Here is an 18,120-nt window from a genome sequence, read left to right as displayed (position 1 = left end):
TTTTTTTTTCTTTAACAGGGAATTATCGGTATTATTTAATCGCCAAAACAACAGAACCTAGAATAATCAATCCTGCGCCTAAGGCCGTTTTTAAAGTAAGCGGTTCGTTCAGCAAAAATACCGAAATCACTATCACAAAGGCAACGCTCAATTTATCAATGGCCGCTACTTGCGAAACATTTCCTGCTTGCAATGCCTTGAAATAAAATAGCCAAGAAAAGCCAGTAGCTAAACCCGAAATCACCAAGAAAAGCAAGGTTTGTTTCGGAATGGCTTGAATATTTTTGGCCTCGCCTTTCGTCAAAATAATGCACCAGACCATCAGTAAAATTACAATTGTCCGAATTCCTGTTGCCAGGTTAGAATTGATGTTTGCAACTCCAATTTTAGCAAATATTGCTGTGAGGGCCGCAAAAAAAGCAGATAGTAACGCATAAAATATCCACATACCATTTAGTTTTAAAAGTTTTTTACCAAGCTGATACCAAATCCTTTGTTTTGATAATAAGGCATAAGCATCGTCGACGACTTTCCATTTCTCTTATCAAAAATACCATTGATTTTTGGATATAACCAATAGGCCATTTCAGTAGATAGAATTCCGAAGCCTGCACCTGCAACTATATCTCCAACCCAATGTTTGTCGTTTATCGTCCTGTACACGCCTGTAAACACTGCGAAGGAATAACCTGAGATACTCAGCCAAAAATTGCTGTCTTTGTATTCCATAAACATAAATTGAGCGGATGAAAATGCTGTTGCAGTATGTCCTGATGGAAAGGAGAGGTTGTTTGAACCATCGGGCCTTTCTTCATTTGTTATATGCTTTAGCGGGACGACAAATGCTGCTGAAATTAGTTGCGAGGTCGCATAAATGATTGTTCGCTCTTTAAAATTATGCTTTCCTTTTACACCAGCTGCGTTCAAGCCGTAGACGAGAAGCGCAGGGACATATTGTGTATAATTATCCAAGTGTAGTTTATCTAAAGCATGCTCATGAATTTCAAATCGCGTAGAAGAATTTAATTCCTTCAACGCATCGCTTTCCAAACCAGCGACTCCAAATCCAATAAACACGGCTGGAGCGATTAAATGCCGATAGTCCAATTGATAATCTTGGCGATTGCGAGAAGAAGCCGAATCTTGCAAATCCACCGCTTTAGAATCGTTCTGCGCTAAAACTTGATTTAGCTGAAACAAGATAAATGCAATTGCCATTAGCAGGGATTTTGGGTTGAAAATCATCGTTAGAATTTATAAGTGTAGCCTAATCTTACGACCTGAGTTTCGTAATAGTCGTCACTGCTGTAGCTAAAGCCTAAACCATTAACATTTTTCCTAATAACCATTGTATTTAGCAAATCTGTCGCGTTGAAGAATATCTCTCCATTGCCTTTCTGAATTGGTTTTTTCAATCCCATGTATGTTTCCAGAAGCATTTAGAAGTACCGAATAATCGACTTCTTTCAGTTCAAAACCGGCTTCGAAATTTCCAGACTCCTTTTCCCATTTTACTTCTTTGGCGTTTGGATACTGTTTTTTCAAAGAAGACTTCACATTTGCTGGAACATCTTTTTCGGCAATCTTTTGCGCATTAGCGAATGACACACTTGCCACTGCAACTAATAGAAAAATAATTTTTTTCATCGTTTAAAAATTTAATGATATCACTATAATAAGCGACGATTTAGAAGAAATTTAGAAGATGATGTGCTGAAAATTTGGATTTTTTGGAAAGGAACGGTTGATGTTAAGACACGTGTTGTGATATAAAAAACAAGTACGTATATTTGTTAATAAAATTGTATAGTATGAACACAAAACTAACTTTAACAATTGAAAAAGAGGTAATTGAGATTGCTAAGGAGTATGCTAAGGAAAAAGGGCAAAGCCTTTCAGAAATGGTTGAAAATTATTTCAAATTCGTCACTGTCAATCGAAAGAAAATGAAAGAAAAGCAACTTTCACCAAAAGTTCGAAAATTAAGAGGCATTATTAAAGTCGATGAAACCTTTGATTATAAAAAAATATTGACAGAGGAACTTTCAAAAAAATATGGGTTATAAACTATTCGTAGATTCAGACGTAGTGATTGATTTTTTTACAGACCGAGAGCCACACGTAAATCCGGCAAGCGAATTATTTGACCTAAGCGAACAGGGCACTGTAAAACTTTATCTATCAGCAATAAGCATTAATAATATCTACTATATTGTAAGAAAATTTTTAGGTCATAAAAAAACGCTTGAAGTTATTGAAAATTTAATTGAAATGGTTGAAATCATTGGAACTACAAGAAATGAAATTATCCAAGCATTAAAAAATGAATTTTCAGATTACGAAGATTCTATTCAATATTCTTCTGCTTTGACAATTAAAGATTTAGATGCCATTATCACTCGAAACATTAAAGATTATCGAAGTTCTTCCATTGCAGTCATGACGCCATTAAATTTCTTAAAAATGAAAGAAAAAAGCGACGGCTCATTGCTTTAAAATTTAGTCGGTTCTGCTTTATTGGAGAAAGGTTTATTAGAACTTTAAAAAGATAATGCTTTGTCAATTTTTTGCGGGATATACTTAGGCTAACTTCAAAATGCGTCGAATCCAAACCGTTTAATGAGAACAATTTTTTAAATTAATTCTAAAGCAAGAGAAAATCCGTGAAAAATTCTATTGCAGATGTTTGTGGGCTCTGCTAAAAAACTACAGCGATGTATTAAAGCTGTAGGATGGGATGGAGATAATTTTAGATTGAGTTTTCATTAATTTCCAATTCATTTTTCAAAATCTTAAAATTTTCATCATCAAAACTAACCAAAATTATTTTTTCAATTGAATCGTTGAATTGAAGAAAGTCACTTATTATTTTAATTGCAATTTGCGCAGCTTTTTCTTTAGGAAATTTATAAATTCCTGTGCTAATACTTGGAAATGCGATTGTCCTGCAATTTGCTTCAACTGCTAGTTTTAAGGAGTTTAAATAACATTTTTCGAGTTTTTCAGTTTCATTTTTTGTTCCCCCATTCCAAACTGGTCCAACAGTATGAATAACATATTTAGCTTTAAGTTTTCCAGCGGTTGTGATTACAGCTTCTCCAACTTTACAGCCTCCTTGTCTTGCTACAATTTTTCTACATTCGTCTAATATTTCACTTCCCCCAGCTCTATGAATTGCTCCATCAACACCACCACCTCCCAAAAGTGAAGTATTTGCCGCATTAACAATTGCGTCAATTTCAAATTTTGTTATGTCACCTTTTTCAACTGTGATTTTGTTCATTGCGAAGTGTTTGGTTTATATTGCCACTAACTTCTGGCGGAATTGCGAAGGCGGGGAATTTTAGTACGAATGTGTTCTGTACAATTGTACAACTATTAGGTTTCTGTACCCAACCGTCACTATTGCCAAACCGATGTTGGGCGGAGCGTTTTTTGTTTTTTGATATATTCCATTAATTCTTTTGGCGACAAATCTTTGATTTCATCATTAATCTTGTCACGCACTTGTCGAAGTTGTTGAACAACTGACAATTCTTTTTTTGTTTTTTTTTCCTTAGTCTTCATAGTCTAAAATTTCTCTTGGCGTTCTAATTTCTAAAATTTTGTGTCCGTACTTATAATTTACAGCATTATATCCACGAATGCGATTTACGTTTACAATATGCTTAAAATTCCAACTTACCAAAATATCAGCATTAGAAAGTGTCGCCAAAGCAATGTGAATGCAATCGGCTTGACTCGTTGTACCCACAACATTTTCTTTCAAATATTGTTCCGCAAGTTCAGTTGTTTCTTCTGTAATATTTATAAATTCGATTTGAGATTTTGGTATTTGGTTTGCTAATTCTCGAACCTTTTTAGGTGCCGGTGTCAATTCAATGTCAGTTAAACGAGAATAAATTACCTTAAATTCTTAATTTTTTATTTTTTCGAATAGAATTTTAGTCCAAAGTTCAAACTCTGAGTCGAAGTAGCCACCAAAAACAGATGTATCAAGATAAATCCTATTCATCACTCAAATATACTAAAAATACTAGTATTTTTATTCTGCTTATTTTCCGTTGGGCGTTGCGTCGGCAATTGCACCTCTAGTATGCGCTAAACAACAAATAGCAATTGGCTTCATGCCATTTAAACGAATCTTCTATCGCGTATTTTGAGTTCGTTTTAACGCGGTCTCCATTTATATTTTACACTATAAATGCTTAGAAGAAATTTAAGTCAGTATTTATTAAAAAAAATGCATTAAAATATTACCTTAAAAACATGTTCCCCACCTTCAAAATGGTAATTGGCTTGCCAATGATGCAATCTGCAAATCTCTTGAACGATTGGTAAACCTAATCCACTTCCGCTATTTTCAGTCGAAATTTTTGAAAAACGCTTGAATAGCAATTCGTCGTTGAGTTTCTGCTGGCCAGAATTTGCAATTTCAAAACCTGACTGCGTTGCACGTATGTATATCTCGCCCGCTTTGGAAGTGTATCGGATAGCGTTAATCAGCAAGTTATTTAGCAAGATATCAATCAATCCATTATTCCCTTTAATCTGAATAGGGGACATCAAATCCAACCTGACAGCTAGGTGTTTTTCCTCAAAATATTCTTGCAGGGAATCTTTACTATGTTTTACTAGTTCGTCAAAATCAATTAATTCGGAATGATCAAATTGGCTATTTTCGATTTTTGCTAGAAGCAATAGGTTCTTGTTTATTCGCGAGCTTCTAATTAGAGCCTTATTCATTTCTTCCGCGATCTCGTACTGCTTTTCCGTCAGGTCATCGCTTTGCAATAGGATATCCACCTTGTTTTTCAGAATTGCCAAAGGAGTTTGCAATTCATGCGAGGCATTTTCCGTAAACTCTTTTTGATTTTTATAGGTACTGATGCCATGCTGAATCAGCTTATTGAGTGTTGCATTTAGTTCGGCAAATTCGATCGTATCCGTTTCCTGAAATTCAGGTTGTTTTTGGCTGTTAAGCTCAAAGGTTTTAAGTTTCTGTAGCGTATCTTGAAAAGGTTGCCACAGGTTTTTAGAAAGCCTTCTGTTCAATATCCAAAAACCTAAAATCAAGATAAGAAAGAAAACCAATGTAATCATGGCGATGTAAGCAACCGTTTCTTCGGTCTCTTCCACATTGGTTTCGATCGTTAAAAGATAGCTTTTTTTTGTTGATTTTGATTGTCGTTTTTAAACCCCTGAAGCGGTCGATAATTTCTCTTTTGGCGTAAGGATTCTGCCTGGTAATGGTATAGACGCTGTCTTGGACTGATTGCTGAGAAGCTATTATTGTGCTTACCGGCTGGATTTCGTTCCAAAAGCGGATGCTTTCTGCTAATCTTTCGTCGCTTATGTTTTGTTCATTGAATTCATTTTCAATCCGTTCTGCGATAAGTTCGTTGTTTTCATCCAGTTCCTTTAGCCAAATCCAATCCACGAGCAGAAAATAGGAGGGGATGCTCAATGCAAAAACGATGAATGCAAAGATGCTGAGCTGTTTGAGCGACTTCTGCAGTAAATTTTTCATCCTTCCCATTTATATCCGGTTCCATAAACTGTTTTATGGTTTGTTTGCTTCCACCATCGCTTAACTTCTTCTTTAAGTTCTTGACATGTGCGTGTACGAAATCATGGTTGTCCAGCATATCGGCATAATCTCCAGAAAGATGTTCTGCCAGCGTGCTTTTGGATAATACGCGATTTTTGTTGCCGATGAAATAAATCAGCAAGTCAAATTCCTTTTTGGTTAAGGCTATGAGCTCATTGTTTATGGCAACAGTTTTTGCCAGAAGATTGATTTCTAATTCTTCCTGTTTGACAATATTCGAATTGTTGAATTGCTTTCTGCGGATAATGGAGTAGATTCGAGCATTTAATTCTGGCAAATGAAAAGGTTTGGTCAAATAATCATCGGCACCAATCTGAAGTCCTCTAATCTTATCATCGAGTGCATTTTTAGCTGAAATAATAATGACGCCATCTTGTTTGTTCGCTTTTTTTAACTCTTCTAAAATCATTAATCCATTGCCCTCTGGCAACGAAATATCCAATAAAATGCAATCGTAGTCGAAACTTTCAATTTTAATCAAAGAATCTTTAAAAGTCGAGGCTACTTCGCATAGGTATTGCTCGGCGGACAAATATTCCACCATGCTTTTTGCCAATTCCCTTTCATCTTCAACGATCAAGATTTTCATAGCTCAAATGTACGCATTGAATTTAGAAGAAATTTTGAATTGAAAATATGCAGATCAGTTTTTGCTGTGCTTTTATAGATAAAAGCCCTCTAATTCTAAACTGATTATTTCATACGTTTCAATATTCGGCAAAGCCGATAATGTTTTATACCCCTCTTTCTCGTTCGATTCATCGGAATCTCCATCTTCACTATAATCGTGATATGTATAAATATATTTTCCAGTGCTCAGGTTGTAATCCACGCTAGAAGAATGTTCCGCGTCGCCTTGTGCTTGTTCGGCTCCGATCAAGTAAAATCCTCCGTTTTGGTATCGGTATTTATGAACGCATCCGCCACGTAGAAAATCATGTTGAATGATGAGAATTCCATTCTTAATTTCTAAGCCATTGAAAAAAACATTGTTCATATTTTCGCCAGATATAGCTCCATTGCTTTCCGCAGCTAACTGATAGTATCCATCTTTTTGTTTTAGTAGGATTATTAGTGTTCTGCAGTCATTTTTTTCTTGTTTTAGCAATTTCTCTGATTCATATACCATCACCAAATCGTCCAGACCATCTTTGTTCAAGTCTCCAGTGGTTAAGGAGTCTAAAACCTGGCCTTTCGGCAAAAAGTCCTTCCAGTTTTTAGAGCGTAGTGTTTGATAATCTGTCTGATCTAAGGGTGAATCCTGCTTTTTATCTCTTGCCAGAATATAGTCCTGAAATTGCTTTTCTGCTATGGGTTTGTAAGCCTTAAGCTCCTTCAAATAAGCAGCATAAATTGACTCTGAAAGTGAGTTTTTTAAATCTAGTTCATCAGGATTGTAATAGGTGAAATTTCGTCTGATGGTGCCTCCCGATCCGTCTTCATATGTCGAGGTTTTACTGATCCAGTTTTTGTTTTTATCGTACGTGTATTTGTAATTTATGCTGTTTGTTTTGGCATCTTCTGCATCTGAAATTTTTTGGATGCAGTCTCCGTTTTCATTATAGATATAGCGGTTTCTTTGCATGAATGTAGTTGGCATCTGATTAAAATAACCGTAATAATCACTGACCAACTTTCCTTCTTCATCGTACTCGTAGCGATGTCCGAAATCTGAAATATCCGTAGCATCATAGATGTATCGTTCTTCTATCTCTTTGCCATCTTCATACCTGTTCCAATAGCCTTTCCCTGCATCATAAACATCAGCACCTTTGTATCGAAATATGACTTTATTTTCTGGCTTGTTTTTTTCGACAAATTCAAAGGTTACATCATGTTCGTATCTGTCATCAGCAAATTCTTTGCTTTTTTTTATTACACCAAAAGATGTTTTTCGATCCCATTTAAAAGGAACAAATCCTTCAGGAATCTTAAACGTATTCAGATTGATGGTTTCTTCCGTTTTTTCTAAATAGATTTCACCATCTGTAAACCACCTGATTTTTTGCAGATTTGAAGCATAATCATGAATGTAATAGTAGCTCCATGAATCGCTTGCTAAAGTTCCGCTGAGCAATGTTTTTCCATTCGAATTTCTATCTTCAATTTCGATACCCGTAATTTTGTTATCGATTGAACTGTATTGCTTTGTGAGCAATGGTTTTTTATCAGAAGTTGTTTTGTACAGAAATTCCGATACGGACTTATAGGGCGATGTTTCTTTTATTTTTCTTCCAGATCTGTCATATTCTACGATCGTGTTCAGCGTGTTTTCATGATCACCATAATTGGGCATTTCTAAGGATAAGGTCTTAACTGGGCCTTTAAAAACGTATACTTGATCAAAATCTTGAGCATAAAGAAAGTTCATCATCATGAATTGCATGAAAATCCCTATACTTAATATTTGCTTGTAGTTTGCCATAACATCTAAATTAGAATTTGATCTCATACTCCTTTCATGAATTGTTATCAAAAACGAAAATATTTGAAAATGAAAGATATCAATTAAGTCTCAATATCAGAAATTCTCACCTCGATTATCTTATTGTCCTAAAACTTTAAAATTGAATTTTCCATCATCCAATTTTCAGTTAAAGAATATTGGTTATTGCATCAACCTTACGAGATGAAAAGGTTCTGTCGGAATAGCCCACAAACAAAACATGCCTGCTAAAGAGCAGGCATGTTTTATCAAATGAGTAGGACTTATGAATTAAGCATCAACAAAAGTCAATGCAATTCCTGTTTTGCCAGCTCTTCCGGTTCTTCCTACACGATGAATATAGGTGTCGTAGTCTTTCGGAAGCTGGTAATTAATAACGTGGGTTACATCACTCACATCAATTCCGCGTGCAGCAACATCTGTGGCTACTAAAACGCTAATCTGTCCATTTTTGAATTTATCCAAAGCATTGACTCGATAGTTCTGTGATTTGTCGCCATGAATGCAATCAGACTTGATGCCGCTAGCATTTAATTTTTTGCTTAAGCGCGAGGCTACGTGTTTCATTTCTGAAAATAAAATCACTTTGGAGAATTCTTCTTTGCGAAGCAATCCGACTAAGAGATTAAATTTATTTTCACTTTTCTTGACATGGATCACGTTTTGGTCCACGTTAGTCGAACTCGTTGTACCTGAACTCACTTGCACCAACAAGGGCTTGCTGATGATTTCATCAATAATCGTCGCTTGCTTAGGGTCTTTAGTAGCTGAGAATAGAAGTGTTTGTTTTCGGTTGCGCATTTGATCGACAATCCGACGAACATCTCTAATAAAGCCCATGTCAAGCATTTTGTCAAATTCGTCCAAAATCAAAACTTCGAAATTAGTCAGTTTGATGCCACCACGGTCTTTCAGGTCGATCAAGCGTCCAGGAGTCGCTATTACAATGTCGTAAGGGCTTTTTAATGCGCGTAAATCTTTTTCGATATTTGTACCGCCAATAAAGCAGGTCGCTTTGAATTTCATGCCCAAAGTCAGCTTGTTGAATTCTTCAAAAACTTGTAAAGCCAATTCGCGCGTTGGCACGACTACCAGCGTTAAGAAACGTTGGTTATTTTTTAACAAGCGCTGTAAAACTGGAATTAAAAATGCTCCGGTTTTTCCGGTTCCCGTATTGGCTATGCCAATAAGATTTTCTCCCTCGACCAATTGATCATAAGTTTTTACCTGAATTTCTGTCGGATGTACAAATCCCATTTTACCCAAATTACCAAGAATAGCCGGATGGATATTCATTTCGTCAAAGCGGGTTTCGATAGTCACTTTTTCTTCAACAACTGGCTTAGCAGGTTGAATTAATAGGTTAAAATCTAATTCTTTGCCTTTTTTAGCATCTTTCTTAGAAGATTTTTTAGGATTGGCATCTTGCGCAGCTGATTGGCCAAATTGCTTTGGCTTATCATTTCTTCGGTCTTTAGAAGTTGCGGATTTCCCGAAACCGGGTCTGTTAGATGCGTTTTGTTTTTTATTACGTGAAGTACCTGAGGTACTTGAAGAGGATTTCTTGTTGGAATTTGATTGCATGAATTTTCCTTGCGGAGCTATTAAATAAGCTACAAAGATACACAATTTATAACAAGTGATTTTTTAGCTTAATTTTAGCGTCATCTGCGCTTCGATAAGCCTTATCAATGCAAAGAATGATAAGGCACGAATCGAAAAAGCTTTTATGTTGAAATAACTATAATTTCCGTTGCGCTACTCCGGTAGCTGATTTGTCGTATTTATTTCGGCTACCGCCAAAGAATAGCGCGATAACTAACGTCAACAAAAGGGAACCAGCAACTAATAGACCGAATGTAGCATATGCTTTGCCCAGATATTCTGCATGAAATAAATTGATATCCCATGTCAATAATACAAAATACGTTAGCGTAGTTAGTATTAATAATGTAAGTATAAAGGCCACGATGTATTTCATAAGACTACAGGTTCATGTTGTTTAAAATTTGTTTTTTAAGTTCGTTAAACTCTTCTTGCGTGATGATTTGCTCATCGACCAACACTTTTAGTTTTTGAAGCTTTGAAATAGCGTCGCTATTTTCTTCAGCAATCTTATGCGTAAAGCTGTCTTTTTCCGTCGAAAATAACTTTCCTATTTCCATGCCTACACCTAGCTGAGCTCCCATGCCCGCCAAACCGCCTTCGTTTTTTGCTGCATCCCTCAACGCACGCAATTTTTCCATTTCGGTATACGATAAACCCGCTTGCGCCGCGGCTGCAGTGTCGGTCGTAATATCTGCGATGCGCCCGATGCGTTCCATGGTGTTTTCATCGAACAGCGTACCCGTGATGTTAAAATCCGTAAGCTGCAATCCAAGGCTCTCAAAGTCTGGAGTAATCTGCGTACCTATTTCTTCTTCAATCTCAATAAGCTTAGCATCAATCGAATTGTATTCATATTTATGCTTCGCAAAAAGATTTCGCAACTGATTGATAATCCGTTCAACAATCACTTGCTTCATCGCATCGGTCGAAAATTCGTCTTGTGCACCGATGATGTTGGTAAACAAAAATAGGGGCTGGTTTATTTTGTAAGAGAAATTGCCGTTTAATCCCAATTCGACTGGAAGGTTATAAGATGCGTCAACGTATTTTATTGGCGAAGCTGTACCCCAATATTGATTGACAACATCTGCTGTACGGAAAAAATATACTTTCAGCTTATGTTCGCTTTCAAAATTTTGGCGAATCTTGAGCAATGTCGTGACAAAAGGATGGTTGTCAGTTTCAAGATTATAGGTATCTGGTTCTGTTAGTACATCTTTAATCCTGCCTTCGTAAACCAGCACACAACCTTGCCCTGGAGCAAGAATGAGTTTGCTCGCATCTTTGATTTCATCGTGTGTCGATGGAAATTTATAAAGCAAAGTGTTTACATCGGGATTTTTCCATTCTATTACACTAGCTAACTGTTTGTTGAAAAATTTCTTAAGCATAGTCTCGGTTTTTTGTTCTTAATCTAAATCAAATGACAATTCCTCTAATTCTAATTCCTTTACGAGCGTACCTTGGTTGTCATAAAAATAATATTTATCATCGCTACCTACTAATAAACCATGTTCTTTACTAATTGTTCCGCTATAATCATATAAATAAGTAACATCCGAAGGCGAAGACCAAAGCAATTTGCCGTCGTAGTCTTGCCATTGGATCATTAATTTTTCTGTGGCGACATTGCTGGTTTTGACAGCGACTGCGACAATTCCATCGCGGAAATCTAGCAAAGTCATGTCGTAGACTTTGTTGCTGGTATTCAGCGCCTGCATGTCGATTAATCGCGATGCCGTCACCCAGTAATTGCTAAATGATGCGCTTTTAAAGTTTTCGTTTTCGTCGAATTCCGAGTCGATACTCGGATTGAAACAAAATGGATAACCCACGCTATAATTGGCGGTGTAACGAACCAAGAATGATGGCTGGTTAGCCGTTGGATAAAAGAACACTGTAGGCTTATCGTTCGGGTAGGAATGATTTTTTATTGTGTAGTCGAAATTATCGGTGTTATACAGCTTAGAAATAGGGTAGTAAGTGACTCTTTTGTCGCTATTTGACCTTATTTCAAAAGCAGAAAAATTATGTGATGTTTTTACAATCGATGCGATACCGCTTTGCAGCTCCTTCACGTTGCCAATGATTTCGCTATTTAATAACTGCATGCTTTTGGTAATTAAATCATACTTAAACAACATCGTTTCACCTGCAATCGTATAAATGTTTCCATCATCGAGCTTATAAGATTTTAACCTATTAATCCCGATCGATCCGTTAGCATTATTATCTACAGGCGCAATCTGTTCATAAGCTCCCTTAACAACATCATATACTGCCCAATAATTCTGATTTTTGTATTTATTGTTTTGGTAGTCTGATGATTGAATACTGCCCGTTATAAATAATTTTGGATTTTTACTTTGGTCAATAAAAGCTTTTGAGTCAGCTACATCAAATGTGTACTTTGCTTTATCATTAGTTATTGGCCCTAATCCATGTTCAGGATTATCCCCTGGCTTGATCATGAAGATAAAAAATAGAAATAACAAAGCAAAAACTCCCAAACAGACCAGTATTGTCTTTTTTGCTTGTGAACTGACAGGAGCTGGTTTTGGTGTAGCATTATACGTGTGCTTGTGGTTGACTGTCGTCTGGTTTGTTTCAACATAAAACGAGGCTGAACAACTCAGGCAAGAAAATACCTGATCGTCGATGTACTTTGTTTTCTTCGAGCCACATTCTGGACATCGAATTACTGATTTCTTAGGATTCATGCTCTCTTTACTTTATGTCAAATGTAATATCGTTTCTCCTAAATGTTTTTTCAATCTTACCGCTATTATTCATCCAAATGAAATCTTGATGCGACCTGAAAAATACTCCCATGCTTTCTGAAACGGCGGAATCGTCATAAATATATTCGTAATCGGTAACCGTACTCCATTGAATTTTGCCTGTATAATCAAGCATTTGAATATGAAATTTTTCTCCTCCTTGAATGCTGTTTTTGTAGCAAATGAAAATGTATTTATCTGTGTATCCCAAAATTTTGAGTTTATAATGAACACTTTCAGGATTTATAATTTTATAGTTTTGGACGAAACTGCGTTCGCTATCGTATTTGTCTATAGTGACTTCAGTCGGATTTTCATTCTCGTCGAAACTTACTTTAAATCGAGGCTCTATATAGATTGGATAGCCAACTTGTTCTGACACCTGGTATTTTATCACATAACTCGGATTCGAATTTGAGTGGGTAAACTCAGTAACTACAGTTGGATTTGGCATTTTTATGTCATTGCTTCTGGCCATGCTGTAAATATCTCCTTCCACATAAATCTTTGTTGATGGAAAATAGATAACTTTTTTGCCCGTATTGGACGTAATGCTTAAAGCGTAATAGTAATCTTCGCTAATTATATTTCCGATTCCGCTTTTGAGTTGAGGAATATCTTCTAGCAATACTGCATTTATCTGTACTAAATTCTTCAATTTGATGTCATACTTATAGATTTTGTTCTTTTTATAAACAAAATAGATTGCGCCATCATTGAATTTTTTCAATGAGAAATCTGTAGACGAGATAAAGCCATTTTCTTTTATGTCATTAAACTTCATCACTTGATCCAATTTGCCAGATTTAATGTCGTAAACGGACCAATAAAGTTCTCCTCTCACTCGTTCATCGCGACCTTGGCCACTGGGATAGTCTATAGAACCAACAATAAACTGTTTTATATCTCCTTTTTCATCAACAAAAGCAAGCATTTCCGAACCGCTTTCCCAGGTATATTTTTTATTACTTAACTCTTTAACGATTGCATTATCCGTAGAAAAAATAGATGAAAATATAAATATAAATAAAGGAATCGCCAGTAATGCAAGGATGATATAAATAATTTTTTTGCTATTTACAGGAGCAACGCCAGACGAAGGATAATCATACCGATGTATAATATTGATATCGTCTGAATCTAAAATGTACTCTGTATCACAGTTCAAACACTTGAAGTGATGTTCGTCAATTTCTTTCTGTTTTGTACTGCCACATTGTGGACATTTAATCGCTTTAATTCTTTTTGCCATTTAAAAATTCGATAATTTCATTTACACAATAGAATAGGATTCGATAAGATAAATATTATTAACATAAATATTCCTAAAAAGTTGTGCTATTTCTTGATTTTAATCAAAATTATTTAAGATCACTCGTTGCTTTAAACTCAACCAATTTTATCTCAACGAACAATTTTGTAAGTACTCTTTTGCCTTTTAACTTGTTCAAAGTGATGATTGTGAAGATGGTTATGGTGCCGTAAGGAGCAAAGAATAAGAAATAAATATTTGGATGTGAAGTCGCGTAAAGCTTTTATCTGCCATCTATTAACAGCCAGACCGGTTTTTTTACTTTTGAATTTTTACTTTTAAATTTTTACTTTTTATTCTTCGCTTGTTTATAAAAAGAAATAGGGCAATTAAACCGATAAAAAGAAGAAGATTGTAACTGAAAGAGTTCAGGTTAAAGCCATAGGTCAGGCTATTTCCTATATTGGATTCGAAGGTTTTACGGCTGAGGTAGGCAAAGGGAAATCCAAATTCTTGGTTTTCTCCCATAACGAACGACAGATTTGGGCCAAAGAAGATCACTATGAGAACCAAGATAATTACAACTTTAATAAATTTATTATACATAATTTCTATCAGCTAAGATAGTATTTAGATTTTAATCAAAAGCGAATGTATTTTGAAAAACTCTTATATTCAAAGACTAAGGCTTGAAGTTTTCCTGTTCGCAGATTTTTGATATCTAGTATTTCAGTATATTTGTTTAGGACTTTTATTGAATTTGGATCACAAAAATAATCTGTATTAATAAATTATTCTTTCAGTAAATCTATTATAAAACTAAAACTATGGCAGTTATCAATCCTCATATTAATTTCAATGGAAATGCCGAAGAAGCATTTAATTTTTACAGATCAGTTTTTGGTGGAGAGTTTGCAAGAATTATCCGTTTCAAAGATATTTCAACTGCTGAATTTCCCGTCGCAGCACATGAGGCAAATAAGATCATGCATATCGAATTGCCTATCGGCAACAATACATTAATGGCAAACGATGTTCCTGAAGTTTTGGGTCGCGTAAGCGAAACTGAAAACCGATCTAAAATAGCCATCCGAGCAGAAAGCCGTGAAGAAGCTGATAAGTTATTTAACGGACTTTCAGAAGGCGGAGAGGTGGAAGTACCCATTGAGGAAAGCAATTGGGGCTATTATGGCATGTTTAGAGATAAATTCGGAATCGAATGGATCGTGGACTTTTCACCAGCTAAATAGAATGGAAATAAATTAAACAATATTATGCCTGATATAATTGAACAATTTTTCGAAAACTTAAGCCATACAGGTATGATGTCTGTTTATACTGACAACGTTCCAAAAGAAATGATGGCATCTCCAGTTAACAGCAATGGCTGGTATAAATGGAAGCTTATTCCTGGAACATTAACTTCTGATGATTATAAGAACGTTGAAATGAGGTTTAATATTCAATTTCCAGACAGCTTTATTGCATGGCACAAACGTTATTTCTTCGAAGATTGTGATTTTCCGTATGTTAGACTTCCAAATTCGATGCCTACAAATCCGTTGGAACAAATAATAGATAATCTGGATTGGTTTATAGCGGAAGAATTAATTCCGCTTGGATTTATTCCCTTTGCAGACGAAGGTAATGATACAGGTCCTTTAGTTTTTGACACTCGAAATAAAAAAGACAACAAAGATTTTCCAATAAGGGTTTATGATCACGAGTATGGCGGAGACTTAGAGGGCTTAAGTGAAATTATTTTCTCCTCTTTTGATAAATTATTAGCATGTCTTGCTCATCTTTTAACCGAGTCATCAACAAGAAAGCGATTTGAAATTATTCCCGATTTCTATACAATTGACCCCCTTGGAGCTGGTTCTACGGGAAAATCATATTGGTCAAGCTGGGTTGAAATGGAAAAGGCAAACTTTGAAGAATTCGGTTATTAGCTGTGCTCGTATTGAGTTCAAACTATCTTTTTTAAAGAATAAATAATTAAGAATAATAATTGGATGCTGTGAATCTGACTGACCTGAAGCTCTTTTGTTTAGTGTGTCAGTTTTCTTAAAAGCTAAATAGAATGGAAATAAATAGACGACAGTTAAAATATGTAAAGAATTTTATTGTAAATTCTCATAAGGAACAACGCTGTTATACGCCAACATTTACCAACCAGAAGCATTAGCGATGAAGATAAACTGGAAAAGTAAAGGACTTTTTAAAATCGCAATTATTTTCTTTCTACTAGTAAATACATCTTACTATTGGGAAGGAAAACTTGGGCTTTTTGCATTTCCTGTTTTTTTGTTGTTATTCATTGTTTATTTATTTCTTGCGGCGGAACTGCTTATCCAGTTTTTCTTTTTGCTAAAAGAGAAATTTGCTGACAAATCAAGACTGTTGTATAGCGGATTTTTAACTACTGTGCTCATAGTCGTTTTTTTTAGGCCTTATGGGCTGATTGACTTTGAAAAATTTGAAGCTGACAATCTTTTGATTGCGGAGAGAGAAAGTGTAGCAAATTGTAAGACTGTGCTAAAACTTAAAGATGATTTTACTTTTAAAGAACGTAATGTTTGCTTCGGTGTAATGGAATCAACGGGAAAATATTACATACAAAATGATACGATTTATTTTGATAATGTTAGAACTTCTATACTTAACGACTACCATTATCAATTTGCTGTTATCAAAACCGAAGATGAAAATCATTTTGACTTCGTACGATACGAAAGTCTGACCGATACAGTCGGTAACGGCTTATGGATTACGAAAAATGAATTACATAAACTAAAAGATAAATCGAATAAGAGAACTGGATTTATTGAATAGGTGTCAGCATGCTTTTATTAATTATTTAGGCACTGTTCAGAAATCAAAATTCTATTAATTCTAGATGTATAACTGTCTACGAAAATAAATATTCGTTTTTTGTAAAAGGAAAAATAGGAAAATTTTGCCACGAAAAGCAATGTTTAATTATTTTGAAATAGAATAAAAAATAGCCCTTGAATAATAGGTTAACAAGTCTAATACACATGGATAACTATTTACTCTAAAATAACTGAATTACAAGATTGCCAAATTTGAATTCATTAAAATGAAACGCTACACGACAGAGAGATTTCGCATCGACATTTTTGCCGACGAGACTTTTACAGGCAATCCACCTGACAATGTTTATCTATATGACTTTGTTTACTCTGACAAATCGGATTATAAACTATCGTCGATTTTCGGGATAAGAACCTTTCAATATGATCACTTAATAAAAAGTACCGTAATCGGTTCCAGCGGTGGTTCGACTGGCATTCATGCTAAGTCAACAATTATCGAAAATGACAGACTTTTAGTCTGTTGTTCGGATAGCGTTTTTTGTTTGTCTATTCCCGACTTGAGTTTGCTATGGAGGACAAAAGCCGACGAAGTGACTTGTTTTGCAATTTACAAATACAAAGACAGTTATATCATTCATGGTGAACTTGAGATTTCACGACTTGACAAAGATGGAAAAATCCTTTGGCAACAAAGTGGTGCAGATATATTTACAACTCTGGACGGTAATCCTGACCTTGTAATCAATGACGATTATATCCTAGCAACTGATTTCGAAAACAGGAAATATAAATTTGACTTCGACGGAAAAATAATTTCTTAATTATCAGATTTTAAGCGAGTCAGCAACAAGAAAGCGATTTGAAATTATTCCCGATTTCTATACAATTGATCCCCTTGGAGCTGGTTCTACGGGAAAATCATATTGGTCAAGCTGGGTTGAAATGGAAAAGGCAAACTTTGAAGAATTCGGTTACTAAATGCTACTTTGCTCGCTAGCATTTTTGAGCTTAGTGGATAATTTGGATGTTTTGGTAAAAAAGGTATTACCTCCAAAGTTTTCGAGTTTCTAAATACAGATCGATTTGGTTCAGTACTTTTGGGAGGTTTTTAATAATATCCTGCGACCAAAATCTAAAGACCGTATAGCCCATGTTTCTGAGCGCTCTGTTGGTCAGTTCATCTTTTTGCATATTTCGTTCAATTTTAGGGATCCAATAGCGCCTGTTGGATTTGATCTGATTCCTGCGTTGCTTCCAATCAAAGCCATGCCAGAATTCTCCATCCACAAAAATAGCAAGTTCGTACTTTTTAATTACAACATCTGGATTTCCGGGAAGTGATTTATCATGTATGCGGAATCGGATATTTTTTGACCATAGTGCTCGGCGAAGCAGTATTTCAGGCTTGGTGTTTTTATTTTTAATTCGAGACATCGTATATCTTCGCGCAGGACTGGTGTAGAATCCTGCTGATTCCTCAAAGCGAGGAACTTTAATGCTATCCTGATCGTATTCGTTTTTCATTGATTAGATAAACAACAAGTAAAACGCTAGTTGGTTTATTGTAATTCAAAAAAGGTAAA

23 protein-coding genes are annotated in these 18,120 nt (G+C 35.4%); 6 read left to right on the top strand and 17 right to left on the bottom strand.

The genetic code is table 11. The features are described 5' to 3' along the window. Positions 1-31 precede the first annotated feature (31 nt). Genes C4F49_RS17535 through C4F49_RS18060 form a run of 4 tightly spaced genes read right to left on the bottom strand, consistent with a single transcriptional unit; the run spans position 32 to position 1,647 of the window. Complete coding sequence (locus tag C4F49_RS17535; RefSeq protein ID WP_196937129.1) at positions 32-448, bottom strand: EamA family transporter; 417 nt, start codon at positions 446-448, stop codon at positions 32-34. Positions 449-459: 11 nt separating this feature from the next. Beyond that, on the bottom strand, positions 460-1,218 hold the full coding sequence (locus C4F49_RS17530) for a phosphatase PAP2 family protein (protein WP_231388359.1): 759 nt from the start codon (positions 1,216-1,218) through the stop codon (positions 460-462). Positions 1,219-1,247: 29 nt separating this feature from the next. Continuing rightward, positions 1,248-1,421, bottom strand: a complete 174-nt coding sequence (locus tag C4F49_RS17525) for an outer membrane beta-barrel protein (protein WP_231388380.1) — start codon at positions 1,419-1,421, stop codon at positions 1,248-1,250. After that, positions 1,339-1,647 carry a hypothetical protein gene (locus tag C4F49_RS18060; RefSeq protein ID WP_231388382.1) on the bottom strand — a complete coding sequence of 103 codons (309 nt, stop codon included), beginning with the start codon at positions 1,645-1,647 and terminating at the stop codon, positions 1,339-1,341. Before C4F49_RS18060 ends, C4F49_RS17525 begins: the two co-directional genes overlap by 83 nt. Positions 1,648-1,811: 164 nt before the next feature. Between C4F49_RS18060 and C4F49_RS17520 the strand changes: the two genes are divergently transcribed. Together C4F49_RS17520 and C4F49_RS17515 are read left to right on the top strand one after the other, a co-directional pair. After that, entirely contained in the window at positions 1,812-2,066 is a 255-nt protein-coding gene (locus tag C4F49_RS17520; protein WP_196937126.1) for a DUF6364 family protein, read from the top strand. Further along, a complete protein-coding gene (locus tag C4F49_RS17515; protein ID WP_196937125.1) occupies positions 2,056-2,496 on the top strand; it encodes a type II toxin-antitoxin system VapC family toxin in 441 nt (146 codons plus the stop codon). The genes C4F49_RS17520 and C4F49_RS17515 overlap by 11 nt, the downstream gene beginning before the upstream one ends. Positions 2,497-2,749: 253 nt before the next feature. Here C4F49_RS17515 and C4F49_RS17510 read toward each other — a convergent pair whose 3' ends face one another. The 12 genes from C4F49_RS17510 to C4F49_RS17455 form a co-directional block, all read right to left on the bottom strand. After that, the gene (locus C4F49_RS17510; protein ID WP_196937124.1) at positions 2,750-3,283 is read right to left on the bottom strand and encodes an O-acetyl-ADP-ribose deacetylase; all 534 of its coding nucleotides are present in this window, start codon (positions 3,281-3,283) and stop codon (positions 2,750-2,752) included. Positions 3,284-3,402: 119 nt separating this feature from the next. After that, entirely contained in the window at positions 3,403-3,567 is a 165-nt protein-coding gene (locus tag C4F49_RS17505) for a hypothetical protein (RefSeq protein WP_196937123.1), read from the bottom strand. After that, the gene (locus tag C4F49_RS17500) at positions 3,557-3,877 is read right to left on the bottom strand and encodes a PIN domain-containing protein (RefSeq protein WP_196937122.1); all 321 of its coding nucleotides are present in this window, start codon (positions 3,875-3,877) and stop codon (positions 3,557-3,559) included. The genes C4F49_RS17505 and C4F49_RS17500 overlap by 11 nt, the downstream gene beginning before the upstream one ends. Before the next feature lie 371 nt (positions 3,878-4,248). Beyond that, positions 4,249-5,139, bottom strand: coding sequence for a sensor histidine kinase (locus C4F49_RS17495; RefSeq protein ID WP_196937121.1), 891 nt, complete (start codon positions 5,137-5,139; stop codon positions 4,249-4,251). Beyond that, positions 5,036-5,440, bottom strand: coding sequence for a hypothetical protein (locus C4F49_RS17490; RefSeq protein ID WP_196937120.1), 405 nt, complete (start codon positions 5,438-5,440; stop codon positions 5,036-5,038). Before C4F49_RS17490 ends, C4F49_RS17495 begins: the two co-directional genes overlap by 104 nt. Continuing rightward, complete coding sequence (locus C4F49_RS17485; protein WP_196937119.1) at positions 5,409-6,200, bottom strand: response regulator; 792 nt, start codon at positions 6,198-6,200, stop codon at positions 5,409-5,411. The genes C4F49_RS17490 and C4F49_RS17485 overlap by 32 nt, the downstream gene beginning before the upstream one ends. A 72-nt stretch (positions 6,201-6,272) precedes the next feature. Next, entirely contained in the window at positions 6,273-8,036 is a 1,764-nt protein-coding gene (locus tag C4F49_RS17480; RefSeq protein WP_196937118.1) for a hypothetical protein, read from the bottom strand. 291 nt (positions 8,037-8,327) lie between these two features. Then, positions 8,328-9,641, bottom strand: a complete 1,314-nt coding sequence (locus C4F49_RS17475) for a DEAD/DEAH box helicase (protein WP_196937117.1) — start codon at positions 9,639-9,641, stop codon at positions 8,328-8,330. A gap of 157 nt (positions 9,642-9,798) precedes the next feature. Next, positions 9,799-10,038, bottom strand: a complete 240-nt coding sequence (locus tag C4F49_RS17470) for a hypothetical protein (RefSeq protein WP_196937116.1) — start codon at positions 10,036-10,038, stop codon at positions 9,799-9,801. 4 nt (positions 10,039-10,042) lie between these two features. After that, entirely contained in the window at positions 10,043-11,056 is a 1,014-nt protein-coding gene (locus C4F49_RS17465) for an SPFH domain-containing protein (RefSeq protein WP_196937115.1), read from the bottom strand. Positions 11,057-11,074: 18 nt separating this feature from the next. Beyond that, a complete protein-coding gene (locus tag C4F49_RS17460; RefSeq protein ID WP_196937114.1) occupies positions 11,075-12,385 on the bottom strand; it encodes a hypothetical protein in 1,311 nt (436 codons plus the stop codon). A 7-nt stretch (positions 12,386-12,392) separates the two neighbouring features. Further along, complete coding sequence (locus C4F49_RS17455; RefSeq protein ID WP_196937113.1) at positions 12,393-13,697, bottom strand: hypothetical protein; 1,305 nt, start codon at positions 13,695-13,697, stop codon at positions 12,393-12,395. 827 nt (positions 13,698-14,524) lie between these two features. On the opposite strand from C4F49_RS17455, the gene C4F49_RS17450 reads away from it, so the two are divergent. The 4 genes from C4F49_RS17450 (at position 14,525) to C4F49_RS17435 (ending at position 17,358) form a co-directional block, all read left to right on the top strand. Next, the gene (locus C4F49_RS17450) at positions 14,525-14,947 is read left to right on the top strand and encodes a VOC family protein (RefSeq protein ID WP_196937112.1); all 423 of its coding nucleotides are present in this window, start codon (positions 14,525-14,527) and stop codon (positions 14,945-14,947) included. 24 nt (positions 14,948-14,971) lie between these two features. Continuing rightward, entirely contained in the window at positions 14,972-15,649 is a 678-nt protein-coding gene (locus tag C4F49_RS17445) for an SMI1/KNR4 family protein (protein WP_196937111.1), read from the top strand. 238 nt (positions 15,650-15,887) lie between these two features. Then, positions 15,888-16,532: a hypothetical protein gene (locus tag C4F49_RS17440; RefSeq protein WP_196937110.1), complete on the top strand. Its 645-nt coding sequence runs from the start codon at positions 15,888-15,890 to the stop codon at positions 16,530-16,532. Between the two features lie 268 nt (positions 16,533-16,800). After that, on the top strand, positions 16,801-17,358 hold the full coding sequence (locus C4F49_RS17435) for a hypothetical protein (RefSeq protein ID WP_196937109.1): 558 nt from the start codon (positions 16,801-16,803) through the stop codon (positions 17,356-17,358). A 223-nt stretch (positions 17,359-17,581) separates the two neighbouring features. Here the strand turns inward: C4F49_RS17435 and C4F49_RS17430 are convergent, their stop codons facing one another. Next, positions 17,582-18,061, bottom strand: a complete 480-nt coding sequence (locus C4F49_RS17430) for a very short patch repair endonuclease (RefSeq protein WP_196937108.1) — start codon at positions 18,059-18,061, stop codon at positions 17,582-17,584. Between the last annotated feature and the right edge of the window lie 59 nt (positions 18,062-18,120).

The organism is Sphingobacterium hungaricum, from assembly GCF_015210005.1.
GTDB classification, from domain to species: Bacteria; Bacteroidota; Bacteroidia; order Sphingobacteriales; family Sphingobacteriaceae; genus Sphingobacterium; species Sphingobacterium hungaricum.
Note: the sequence above shows the minus strand (reverse complement) of the source record. Positions and strands in the feature narration are given on the sequence as shown.

Bases quoted from the DNA above. Each gene is read 5' to 3' on its own strand.
- C4F49_RS17535 (WP_196937129.1), bottom strand. From the start codon at position 448: ATGTGGATATTTTATGCGTTACTATCTGCTTTTTTTGCGGCCCTCACA.
- C4F49_RS17530 (WP_231388359.1), bottom strand. From the start codon at position 1,218: ATGGCAATTGCATTTATCTTGTTTCAGCTAAATCAAGTTTTAGCGCAG.
- C4F49_RS17525 (WP_231388380.1), bottom strand. From the start codon at position 1,421: ATGGGATTGAAAAAACCAATTCAGAAAGGCAATGGAGAGATATTCTTC.
- C4F49_RS18060 (WP_231388382.1), bottom strand. From the start codon at position 1,647: ATGAAAAAAATTATTTTTCTATTAGTTGCAGTGGCAAGTGTGTCATTC.
- C4F49_RS17520 (WP_196937126.1), top strand. From the start codon at position 1,812: ATGAACACAAAACTAACTTTAACAATTGAAAAAGAGGTAATTGAGATT.
- C4F49_RS17515 (WP_196937125.1), top strand. From the start codon at position 2,056: ATGGGTTATAAACTATTCGTAGATTCAGACGTAGTGATTGATTTTTTT.
- C4F49_RS17510 (WP_196937124.1), bottom strand. From the start codon at position 3,283: ATGAACAAAATCACAGTTGAAAAAGGTGACATAACAAAATTTGAAATT.
- C4F49_RS17505 (WP_196937123.1), bottom strand. From the start codon at position 3,567: ATGAAGACTAAGGAAAAAAAAACAAAAAAAGAATTGTCAGTTGTTCAA.
- C4F49_RS17485 (WP_196937119.1), bottom strand. From the start codon at position 6,200: ATGAAAATCTTGATCGTTGAAGATGAAAGGGAATTGGCAAAAAGCATG.
- C4F49_RS17480 (WP_196937118.1), bottom strand. From the start codon at position 8,036: ATGGCAAACTACAAGCAAATATTAAGTATAGGGATTTTCATGCAATTC.
- C4F49_RS17475 (WP_196937117.1), bottom strand. From the start codon at position 9,641: ATGCAATCAAATTCCAACAAGAAATCCTCTTCAAGTACCTCAGGTACT.
- C4F49_RS17470 (WP_196937116.1), bottom strand. From the start codon at position 10,038: ATGAAATACATCGTGGCCTTTATACTTACATTATTAATACTAACTACG.
- C4F49_RS17465 (WP_196937115.1), bottom strand. From the start codon at position 11,056: ATGCTTAAGAAATTTTTCAACAAACAGTTAGCTAGTGTAATAGAATGG.
- C4F49_RS17460 (WP_196937114.1), bottom strand. From the start codon at position 12,385: ATGAATCCTAAGAAATCAGTAATTCGATGTCCAGAATGTGGCTCGAAG.
- C4F49_RS17455 (WP_196937113.1), bottom strand. From the start codon at position 13,697: ATGGCAAAAAGAATTAAAGCGATTAAATGTCCACAATGTGGCAGTACA.
- C4F49_RS17450 (WP_196937112.1), top strand. From the start codon at position 14,525: ATGGCAGTTATCAATCCTCATATTAATTTCAATGGAAATGCCGAAGAA.
- C4F49_RS17445 (WP_196937111.1), top strand. From the start codon at position 14,972: ATGCCTGATATAATTGAACAATTTTTCGAAAACTTAAGCCATACAGGT.
- C4F49_RS17440 (WP_196937110.1), top strand. From the start codon at position 15,888: ATGAAGATAAACTGGAAAAGTAAAGGACTTTTTAAAATCGCAATTATT.
- C4F49_RS17435 (WP_196937109.1), top strand. From the start codon at position 16,801: ATGAAACGCTACACGACAGAGAGATTTCGCATCGACATTTTTGCCGAC.
- C4F49_RS17430 (WP_196937108.1), bottom strand. From the start codon at position 18,061: ATGAAAAACGAATACGATCAGGATAGCATTAAAGTTCCTCGCTTTGAG.